General features: G+C 49.9%; 8 protein-coding genes. 6 read left to right on the forward strand and 2 right to left on the reverse strand.

Annotation, left to right across the window (positions count from 1 at the left end; translation table 11 throughout):
* Positions 1-123: 123 nt before the first annotated feature.
* From LGV68_RS08035 to LGV68_RS08045, 3 genes are all read left to right on the forward strand, one after another.
* Positions 124-2,484 (forward strand): ATP-binding protein, encoded by a 2,361-nt coding sequence (locus tag LGV68_RS08035; protein ID WP_020328880.1) that lies wholly within the window; start codon positions 124-126, stop codon positions 2,482-2,484.
* A gap of 253 nt (positions 2,485-2,737) precedes the next feature.
* On the forward strand, positions 2,738-4,366 hold the full coding sequence (locus LGV68_RS08040; protein WP_020328881.1) for a methyl-accepting chemotaxis protein: 1,629 nt from the start codon (positions 2,738-2,740) through the stop codon (positions 4,364-4,366).
* A gap of 250 nt (positions 4,367-4,616) precedes the next feature.
* Positions 4,617-5,861 (forward strand): MFS transporter, encoded by a 1,245-nt coding sequence (locus LGV68_RS08045; protein WP_252536490.1) that lies wholly within the window; start codon positions 4,617-4,619, stop codon positions 5,859-5,861.
* 62 nt (positions 5,862-5,923) lie between these two features.
* Here LGV68_RS08045 and LGV68_RS08050 read toward each other — a convergent pair whose 3' ends face one another.
* Complete coding sequence (locus LGV68_RS08050; protein WP_020328883.1) at positions 5,924-7,024, reverse strand: mechanosensitive ion channel family protein; 1,101 nt, start codon at positions 7,022-7,024, stop codon at positions 5,924-5,926.
* Positions 7,025-7,208: 184 nt separating this feature from the next.
* On the opposite strand from LGV68_RS08050, the gene LGV68_RS08055 reads away from it, so the two are divergent.
* Both LGV68_RS08055 and LGV68_RS08060 read left to right on the forward strand, forming a co-directional pair.
* On the forward strand, positions 7,209-7,871 hold the full coding sequence (locus LGV68_RS08055; protein ID WP_020328884.1) for a TrkA family potassium uptake protein: 663 nt from the start codon (positions 7,209-7,211) through the stop codon (positions 7,869-7,871).
* Positions 7,868-9,235: a TrkH family potassium uptake protein gene (locus LGV68_RS08060; protein ID WP_020328885.1), complete on the forward strand. Its 1,368-nt coding sequence runs from the start codon at positions 7,868-7,870 to the stop codon at positions 9,233-9,235. The genes LGV68_RS08055 and LGV68_RS08060 overlap by 4 nt, the downstream gene beginning before the upstream one ends.
* Positions 9,236-9,238: 3 nt before the next feature.
* On the opposite strand, the gene LGV68_RS08065 is transcribed toward LGV68_RS08060, so the two are convergent.
* Positions 9,239-9,700, reverse strand: coding sequence for a DUF2850 domain-containing protein (locus tag LGV68_RS08065; RefSeq protein WP_100267992.1), 462 nt, complete (start codon positions 9,698-9,700; stop codon positions 9,239-9,241).
* Between the two features lie 466 nt (positions 9,701-10,166).
* Here LGV68_RS08065 and LGV68_RS08070 point away from each other — a divergent pair, with 466 nt between their 5' ends.
* A complete protein-coding gene (locus LGV68_RS08070) occupies positions 10,167-10,448 on the forward strand; it encodes a pyrimidine/purine nucleoside phosphorylase (protein WP_024375139.1) in 282 nt (93 codons plus the stop codon).
* Positions 10,449-10,855 lie beyond the last annotated feature (407 nt).

Here is a 10,855-nt window from a genome sequence, read left to right on the forward strand (position 1 = left end):
GGTGTAAATTGATTATTATTTGTTCGCTTGAGCGCGAATCCAGTCTAAGTCACTAAAAAGTCAATGCTTTACATCTACACTTAGGCTACAAAACAAGAAGTATAAATACCAAAGGAGGGGAGTATGGCGATTCAACAATTGAACGCAGCGCAGCTCTACCATGTTGCAGAGCTAGAAAAACTGCCGTGTAAATCTACCAAAGAATTGGCTCCCATTGATGAAATCGTTGGCCAGGAACGCGCACAAAAAGCGGTCGAATTTGCCATGTCCATCAAGGAAAAGGGCTACAACATTTACGCCATCGGGCGCAATGGCCTTGGCAAGCGCACCATGATTCTGCGTTACCTCAGCCGCCACAAACATGAAATCGCCGAGTTGTTCGATTGGTGCTACGTGGCGAATTTTGATGACATTCGTACTCCGCGTGTACTCAAACTGCCGTGCGGTGTGGGTCAGGCTTTCCGTCAGGATATCGAAAAACTGATGGTGAAGCTGATGAACGCTATTCCGCTTGCCTTTGACAATGAGCTCTACTTCTCCCGTGCCGAAAAGCTGAAAAACCAGCTGGCTCAAAAGCAGCAGGATGAGCTGGAAGAGATCACCCGCAAAGCCAAAGAACGCAATATCAGCCTGACTATTACCTCTCAGGGGGATTATCAGTTCGTTGCCATGAACGGCGAAGAGCTGCATACCGAAGAGACCTTTGATGCGCTAAGCAAAAAAGAGCAGGAACAGTTCAGCCAGACAATCGATGAGCTGGAAGTAGCGCTGCGCAATATGGTGCGCCAGCTGACCGAGTGGGAAGAGTCGTACAGCGAAAAAATTAAAAAGCTGAATGACGACGTCACACTGGATGTGATTGGTCACTTTATCAAGCAGCTGAAACACGATTACTCCAAGTACTCCGAAGTCAAAACCTACCTGACCGAGTTGCAAAAAGATATCGTCGAAAACGTCGATATCTTTTTGGATGAAACCGGTGAACAGGGTGAACTGGCCAGTGCGGCGCTGGACAAAAAATTGCCGCGTCGTTACAAAGTGAACGTGCTGGTCAGCCGCAACAAAGAAGATTTTCCTATTGTGGTGGAAGAGAACCCGAACTATCACTCGCTGTTCGGTTACATCGAAACCGCGACCTACAAAGGGACCGTGTTTACTGATTTCTCACTGATTCGTGCTGGCAGCCTGCACAAGGCCAACGGCGGTGTGTTGCTGATGGACGCGGTGAAAGTGCTGGAGCAGCCTTATGTGTGGGATGGCCTCAAGCGCGCGCTACGTTCACGTCAGATGAGTTTTACTTCTCTGGAAAAAGAAGTGACGCTGACGGGTACTGTATCGCTTGATCCGGAACCGATCCCTCTGGATGTGAAAATCATTCTGTTTGGTGATTACCGCACCTATGAGTTGCTGACGCACTACGATCCTGAGTTCAGTGAGCTGTTCCGTGTCACCGCTGATTTTGAAGATGAAATGAAGCGTACCGCCGATTCTGAGCTGCATTACGCCCGTTTTATCTCCAGCATCGTGCACGACAACAACATGCTGCATTGTGATCGTAAAGCGATTGCCCGCATCATTGAACACAGTTCGCGCATCACCGGCGACCAAAACAAGCTGTCGCTGCACTCGGCGCACATTGCCAATCTGCTGCGTGAGTCTAACTACGTGGCTCGTCAGGCGAACTCGAATATGATTCGTCAGAACCACGTCGATGAGGCGCTGAAGAATCAGGAAATGCGCGTCAATCGCCTGCAAGAAGGGGTGATGGAGAGCTTTGTGAACGGCACTACGCTGATGCAAACCGAAGGCATGGCGATTGGTCAGGTGAACGCGCTGTCGGTGCTGGCGACCAGCGATCACGCATTCGGCGCGCCAAACCGGATTACCGCGACGACGTCATACGGTGATGGCGACATCATCGATATCGAGCGCAGCGTGGATCTGGGCGGCAGCATTCACTCGAAAGGGGTAATGATTCTGTCGGCTTATCTGAGTTCGGTCTTTGGCCGCACGGCGCGGGTGCCACTGACCACAACCATCACGTTCGAACAATCGTACGGTGGTGTGGATGGTGACAGTGCCAGCATGGCAGAGTTCTGTGCCATTGTGTCGGCGTTCTCCAAACAGCCGAACCGTCAGGATATTGCGATTACCGGTTCAATGAACCAGTTCGGTGAATCGCAGCCGATTGGCGGGGTGAATGAGAAAATTGAAGGCTTCTTCGACGTGTGTGGCATCAAAGGGCGCCACAATACTCAAGGGGTGATCATTCCTCGTTCGAATACGCATAATCTGATGTTGCGCGCCGATATCGTCAAAGCGGTGGAAAAAGGTGAGTTTCACATTTGGGCGATAGACCATGTGATTGAAGCGATTGAAATTTTCACCGGAAAACCCGCTGGCGTTGCAACGGATGACGGCAGTTATCCGGTGGATACCATCTTCGGTTTAGCACAGGCCAAACTTAACGCCTTGCGCAAGTAAGCAGCCTGTTTATGCGCTGACTTTCAATGGCCACCTTTGGGTGGCCATTTTTATATATTTCTTCATAAATTGTCATGATTGATTCACATTTCTCCGGCGCGAGAGAAACCAAACGTTTCCGCTGTTAACATTATGATTTATGTGGTTTTAACGCTGGACAAAAATGTGATCTTTGTCTAATCTCGGCGCCGAATTAACTCTCTGGGCTAACGCCCGCTGCATGGACGCAATCTTTTCTTTCTTGAGGTGTAGCATGCAGTTTTCATTGAAAAACATATCAATAAGAGTTCAGGTTTTACTGCCTGTCGCTTTTCTCACGGTGGCCCTGCTGATCGCACTTTGGGTGACCAAATCCAATCTGATTCACGAACAGCACGCCGTTGCGAACAATACACACGCGCTGGTGCAGTACAAAGATACGCTGGCACGTGTTGATGACACTATCTATCCATTACGCATCAGCGCGGTATACGCGATTTACGATCCAGCACGCCGCGAAGTGTTCCTGCGCGAGCTGAAAACCGGCCTGAAAGTGGTTGATCAAACGCTGGAAGAGATGCAGAAGCAAAAGCTGTACGACGAAGAAATCGAACACGTTCAGCAGAACATCGTCGAATATGTCGATATGTCTGAGCGCGCGGTGGAATTTTTCACTCGTCGTGATGCAGGCTTAGTGACCGAGCAGGATTATCAACGCTTTGTGACACAATATCGCGAAGTCGGTAACCACATGGTGGAATCGATCAATGACCTGTCGCAGAAAGTGAACCACTACGCTACCCAATCGATGGAACAGAGCGCCAAAGACAGCGCAGCAGTGATGCAAAATGCAATGTGGACGGTACTGTCTGTACTTGTGGTTTCACTCGGTGCGGCTTGGTTGCTGTCGGGCAAAATTGTGGCGCCGATTCAACGTCTGCAAGCGGTGATGCGTAAACTGGCGCAAGGCGATCTGTCAGTGCGTGCTGATGCGGACGGCGATAACGAAATTGCACGCCTGAACAAAGACGTCAACCAAACCGCAGAGCAGTTGCACGCGACGGTCGACCAACTGACACGCATCAGTGAAGATGTGGCTTCGGCGGCGACGGAGCTGGCGGCGGTCATGACTCAGGCAGAAAGCAACGCGCAGCAGGAACTGATGGAAATTGAACAGGTGGCGTCGGCAGTGAACGAGCTGGCGAGCACAGCCAATAACGTCAGTGATAACGCGACGTCAGCCGATGCGACGGCGCGTGAAGCAGACGGTCTGGCGCAATCGGGTCTGTCTATCTTTATGGAAAGCGGTCAGGCAAGCGAGCAGATGTCTGTGGCGCTCAACGATGCGGCGCAAGTGGTGCAGCGCCTCAAAGAGCAGTCTGAACAAATCAGCAATGTTATTGAAGTGATTCGTGGCGTGTCTGACCAAACCAACCTGTTGGCGCTGAATGCTGCAATTGAAGCGGCGCGCGCAGGCGAATCAGGCCGTGGTTTTGCAGTGGTGGCGGATGAGGTACGCATGCTGGCAGCCCGTACTCAGGCATCAACCGAAGAGATTCAGTCCATCATCGAAGAGCTGCAAAGTCAGTCGGTGCTAGCCAATGAAAGCATGCAAACCAGCTTAGAGATGCTGAATCGCAATAATGAACTGGCGCAGCGAGCCAACGATGCTCTGATTGGCATCACGGAATCGGTATCGGCAATCAACGACACCAACGCTCAGGTTGCGACCGCCGCTGAAGAGCAGTCTCAGGTCACGCAAGACATCAACCGCAACGTGGTCAATATGTCGGAGCTTGTGCAGCAGAACGTGACGGGTATCAGCCAGAGCGCCAGCGCGAGTAACGAACTGTCTCGCTTAGCAGAAAAGCAGAAAGAACAGCTTTCCTTCTTTACACTGTAAATATTCTGGAAATAAACATTCAGAGCCGTGCAATACGCTGTATTGTGCGGCTTTTTATTTGCAGAGAAGATGATCTAACTAACTGTATAAATTAGGTTTTATTAAACGTTTTTCTTATTCCGTTTCTTCATGAATCAAAGGCCAAATATCGCTATCTTTCTTTACCTTTTCTCTCTATATTGGCGATAAAACAACCAAAAGTGTGACAATTGTCGCGCAATTATAACGTCAGGCGGATCTAGGAGAATGTATGGAAAAACAAGAAAGTTTATTTGAATGGCAGAGGATACAGCGCTTTAACTTCTCAGTCTGGACGGTATTGGCCGGCACCCTGTTTGCTCGCACCAGTTTCTTTATGGCCTGGCCGTTTCTGATTGTGTTTCTCTATCAGGATTATGGCGCGACAGCAGTGGAAGTGGGCACTATGCTCGCAAGTTCGGCGGTTGTCGGTGCGGTCACCGGGCTCTATTCTGGTTACCTGTCTGACAAATTTGGTCGCAAATGGGTCATGGTGGCGGGGGCGTTGGCGGCGTCAGTTGCGTACACCGGTATCGGCATGGCGAATCAGAGCTGGCATTTCTACGTGTTGATCATTCTGGCGGGCTTGATGCGCCCGATGATTGAAGCGCCGGCGAAAGCCGTGTTGGGCGATAACCTCAGCAACCTCAAAGATCGCGAACTGGCGATGAACATTCGCTATTTCTTACTCAATCTCGGTGGTGCGATTGGCCCGCTGATTGGTATCACTCTCGGCTTAGCGCATCCTCAGGTGCTGTTTATCGCAACGGGCATCACCTACCTGATCTATGCACTGTGGCTGCTGATGGCGATTGAACGCAAAGGCCATCACGTCAAACCGGATACTTCTCTGTTGCCGAACTTTGCCCGCACACTGCGTGTGATCAGCAAAGACAGCATCTTCGTCAAAATGATGATTGCCAACTTCATCATGATGTTTGTCTATGCGCAGATGGAGTCGTCGATTCCGCAGGTGATTGTACGTTCCAGCGTCTCGGATGCGGCGCAGCTTGTCGCCAGCTTGGTGCTGGTCAATACGCTGACCATCATCATTTTTCAGTTCCCGACGCTCAAGTGGCTAGAACATGTGCCGCTGTTTGTGCGTACTCGTATCGGCATGGTGTTAATGATGCTGGCGCAGGTTGGATTTTTGTTTACCCCGACCGATTGGCCTTATGGCTGGTACATTGCCGGGTTTATTCTCAGCATGGGTGAAGTAATCGCGTTCCCGACTCTGAATGTGCAGATTGACCGGATGGCGCCGGCTCACTTACGCGGCTCGTACTTCGGTGCGGCGGCGCTCTACTCACTGGGCTTTGCTATCGCACCATTAGTGGGTGGTGTGGTGATTGAATCACTCAATCCTAGTTGGTTGTTTGGTGTCTGTATTGTGTTGTGTCTGGGGATGATCTGGCTTTACTGGCTGGCTGAACATCAGGAAGATCCGGTGCAGCGTGAAGTGGCAGCACAAAACTGAGAGCTGCATAGACAATAAAAAACCGCCATATTGGCGGTTTTTTATTTATCGCTTCAGAACTATCATGGACGCGCGGGGGGCTCAGGCACTTCGCCGGCACTGGTCGGGTCGATGATCAGCGTGCGGGTCGGGAACGCAATGTCGGCACCATTTTTCTGAATGATGGCCATAATCTTCAATAGCACATCCTGCTTCACTTCGTGATAACGAATCCAGTTGACGGTTTTCGTGAAGGTGTAGATAAAGAAATCCAACGACGATGGACCAAAGGCGTTAAAATTCACAATCAGGGTTTGATGTGCATCGATGTCCGGGTGATTTTTCAGCATGTCACGCACTTCGTTGATCACGGTCTCCATCTTGTCTGCATCCTGATAACGCAGGCCGATGGTTTCGTTAATACGACGATTTTGCATGCGTGACGGGTTCTCCACCACGATGTTGCTGAATACCGAGTTCGGTACATACAGCGGGCGTTTATCGAAGGTGCGAATAATGGTCATACGCCAGCCGATACGTTCAACCGTCCCCTCTATCTGGCGATCCGGAGACCGAATCCAGTCACCGACTTTGAATGGGCGATCGAAGTAAATCATCAGACCGCCAAAGAAGTTCGACAGCAGATCTTTGGCCGCCAGACCCACCACCAGACCACCGACACCACCAAATGTCAGCAGCCCTTTGAGACTCAAACCAAATGCCTGCATGATCGACAACATTCCCGTGATAATCACGATTAAACGCGTCACTTTCGATACAGCCTGCACTGTGGTCTCATCACGTTTACGCTGCTTGAGAATGTAGTGTTCTACCTCAGACACCAGACGCAGCAGAATCCAGACAAAGATGGTGATCAACATCAGTTTCTTGGTGTTTTGCAACCAGTTAAATTTGGTCTGAAAATGGTCATCAAGCAGCAGACCCAGCGAGATGGTTGCCGGCCAGCACCAGATCAAGGTACTGATTGGCGTTTTCAGCGCGTGCAGGATCAGATCATCCCAATGAAAGTTAGTTTTTTCGGTCAGATTGAACAGATAGCGATAAGAGAGTCGCCAGATCCCCCAGGCCACAAAGCTGGCGAGGGTGATAAACAACACACTGTTGTCCCAGTCTTTTAAATAGGGGGATGCCTGAAAGCGCATCAGTAAATCGTCTATGCTCATGAGTATTCTTATCGATGAAAATTTGTGGCTAAAACTAGCAGAAAATGCAGGGATTCTCTATAGATGGCGCGGCGGATGATTTCCATCCGCTCTGCGTTTGAGTTATAAAATGAGGAGCACTACCCGCTATTAGATTGCAGAGTGAAGGCTCTGCCTTACGTCAGTATTCGTATAAGGCAACATAATGAAAATTCGTGACAAGCAGTTTGCAGTGATTGGGTTGGGACGTTTTGGGCTGTCGGTCTGTCAGGAGCTGACAGAAGCTGGCGCGCAAGTGCTGGCGGTCGATATCGACGAAGAAAAAGTCAAGGCGGCAATGAACTACGCGACTCAGGCAATTGTGGCGAACTGCACCATTGAAGAAACCGTATTTGAGCTCAAACTGAAAGACTACGACATGGTGATGGTCGCGATTGGTGAAGACATCAACGCTTCCATTCTCGCAACCCTGGTGGTGAAGGAATCCGGTGCCAAATCGGTGTGGGTCAAAGCCAACGATAAGTTCCACGTGAAGATTCTGCAGAAAGTGGGCGCAGACCACGTCATCATGCCGGAACGGGATATGGGGATTCGCGTAGCCCGTAAAATGCTCGACCGCCGCGTGCTGGAGTTCATCGAACTGGGCAGCGGGTTGGCATTGACTGAGGTCGTGATTGGTTCACGTATGATGGGCAAGCGGATTGATGAAATGGCGATCTGTCAGGAACACGGTGTTCAGGTGCTGGGCTTTAAGCGTGGCCCTGAAATGACGAAAGCGCCATCGCTCGATACCGTGATGGAAATTGGTGACATGCTGATTGTCGTTGGCCCCCAACAAACCCTCACCAAACAGTTGAAAACTTTATGATGTCTCTCGAACGCAGCGGCATTTTTTACGCGCTGGATAAAGATAAGAACAACAAAAGCGGATCAGAACCGAAAATCATTCTGGTCAGTTTTCTGTCGGTACTCGTTCCAGCGGCCGTACTGCTGACGTTACCTGTGTTTTCAAAAACCGGACTCAGTTTTACCGATGCGCTCTTCACCGCCACGTCCGCCATCAGTGTGACCGGGCTTGGGGTGGTCGATACCGGCACGCATTTTACGATTGAAGGCAAGATTCTGTTGATGCTGCTGATGCAAATCGGTGGCCTTGGTCAGATGACGCTTTCAGCGGTGCTGCTGTACATGTTTGGCGTGCGTCTGAGCCTCAAACAACAGGCGATAGCCAAAGATGCGCTGGGGCAGGATCGTTCGGTCAACCTGCAGCGGCTGGTAAAACGCATCATCATTTTTGCTCTCATTGCCGAAGGAATTGGCTGGGTCATTTTGTCGTTTCGTTGGGTGCCGCAACTGGGCTGGGCGGAAGGGCTGTTTTGCGCGCTGTTCCACGCCGTCTCGGCATTTAACAATGCGGGCTTCTCACTCTTTTCCGACAGTATGACGAGCTATGCCAGCGATCCGACGATTTTGCTCACCTTGGCGGGGCTGTTTATTTTTGGCGGCCTTGGCTTTACGGTGGTTGGCGATGTATGGGCGCACTGGCGCTCAGGCTGGCGTTTCTTCAGCTTGCACACCAAGATCATGCTGATTGCCACGCCGGGTCTGCTGCTGGTTGGAACGTTGCTGTTTTGGGCGTTGGAACATCGCAACCCGGAGACGATGCAATCCCTGCCGCTCTGGCAGCAGTGGCTGGCGGCCTTTTTCCAATCAGCAACCGCCCGTACCGCTGGCTTTAACAGTATTGATGTCGCGCAGATGACTCAGCCAGCGATGCTGATCATGATCATCCTCATGCTTATTGGGGCAGGTTCTACGTCTACCGGGGGCGGGATTAAAGTTTCAACCTTTACCGTGGCATTTGTGGCAACCTGGGCTTTCTTGCGGCAGAAAAATCATGTGGTGATGTTCCACCGCACGGTTAACTGGCCGACAGTGACCAAAGCGTTGGCCATCATTGTGGTAAGCGGCGCCTTATTGACGACGGCGATGTTTCTGCTGATGTTGACAGAGAACGCGCGTTTCGAAGTGGTGTTGTTTGAAACCATCTCCGCATTTGCAACGGTGGGACTGAGTGCGGGATTAAGCGCGGAGCTGAGTGAGCCGGGTAAATACATCATGATTGCCGTAATGATCATCGGCCGTATTGGCCCGCTCACTCTGGCTTACATGCTGGCTCGCCCACAGGCGACACTCCTCAAATATCCGGAAGATAATGTTCTGACGGGTTAAGTGCTATTTCTCATTGAAGTGGGCGGAGAGTGCCGATCTTCTGGCTTGGCCTGCGGTGCCTTCACCCTCTTCAATCGTGTCTTCATACCCTTCTTTGATGAAGCGTTGAATTGGTATTGTGGGCTCTACCCGTTTTAACTGCGGTGAATTTCTTGTACCAGCGATTTGGTAGGTCATGCGACCCAAACCGGTTTCGACCTCAATATTTTTGCCATCGTACTCGAAGTTGGTACTCACCAGTCGACTGTTACGAAATACGCCTTGCTCATTGAACGTCAGGATCTCTGTCTGATAACTGGGTGTGCCGATTTCTATCCAGGAGCCATATACCTGTTCGGGATTGACATAATCTTTGTAGCTAAACAGCAGCAGAGCCGCGAATGCACAGGCGAGCAGAGACAAACCACTCCAGAAGACGATTCTGAACATGTTGGCTTTCGATAGTCTGGGCGATCCCGCTCTCATCTTGTCTGTTTTGGTTCGCTTGTTCCCTGTTGCCACCGTGATTTACTCCTGTCCCGGCTACTCTGTGTCTGCACGCGTGACCTCGTCTGGCGAGGCTATCTCGGCGGCACCATTTATTTTTTTCATAAAATGGTCGCGCGAAAATAACATGGAGCAGTTGGCGTCTATCTGTTGCAAAAGTATCGCAAAAATAGAGAAACATAGAGTGGAGTAGGCGCAAAGTGAGCGCAAATTTCCCACAATAAATTATGATCTTGCTTCAAAAATTGAGTTTTCTATCAATGCTGTTACCAACGGAAGGAAGATGCCGCACCAAAGAGGTCAATAGTGATGTGGCGTGTCGGTGTAAAAGTCGCAGCCAAAGGGGTGACAATCGCTTGTGTAAAGCGCGCTCTTGAGTTAAAAACAGAACGTCCGTTCGCGCAGGCAGCGACTCGGCAAGCATTAAATTTGACAAGGAAGAACAATGATTAAAGAGAACAGCTATTTCGAAGGCAACGTAAAGTCTTTGGGTTTTCAGCAGGATAGTAATGAAATCACCGTCGGCGTTATGGCGCCGGGCGAATACACCTTCGGTACAGGTGCACCAGAGCGCATGACCGTTGTGAAAGGTGCGTTGACCATTAAACGCGCGACTGATGCAGACTGGGTAACGTTCAACTCAGGTGAAGCGTTTGAAGTGGAAGGTAATTCCTCTTTTGATCTGCAGGTAGCCGTTGCGACTGCATATTTGTGCGAATATCTGTAAGCGCGATTTTTTCGCCCAGTAAATTCAAGAGCGCCCCACTGGTTAAGTGTGGCGCTTTTTATTGTCCAATGTTTCAGGCAAAAGTGTCGTAGTGGCAGATTTACCGCTAAAGGTGGCGTATGGAGTGTGCTGTACTTATCGATAGTTTTGTTGATGAATCGCTTTGATTTAGCAAAAAGAGTTTCGCTGCTTTTATATCCTTACATTTATATTGGCTATTATTCCTCAATGAGAAAGCCGCATATTCACTGATGATTTCTCTCCGCAACCTTCAATATATTCCTATTAATAACGCAGCCTAATATTCTAAAAAATTCCTTTAAATATTAGTAATTTAAGTAATGTTAATTTAGCTTTTTATTTATAAGTTAATGCTAAATTATGATTAATAATTCGGCAAAAACGAT

Source organism: Vibrio sp. LQ2 (assembly GCF_023920125.1).
Classification (GTDB): Bacteria; Pseudomonadota; Gammaproteobacteria; order Enterobacterales; family Vibrionaceae; genus Vibrio; species Vibrio fluvialis.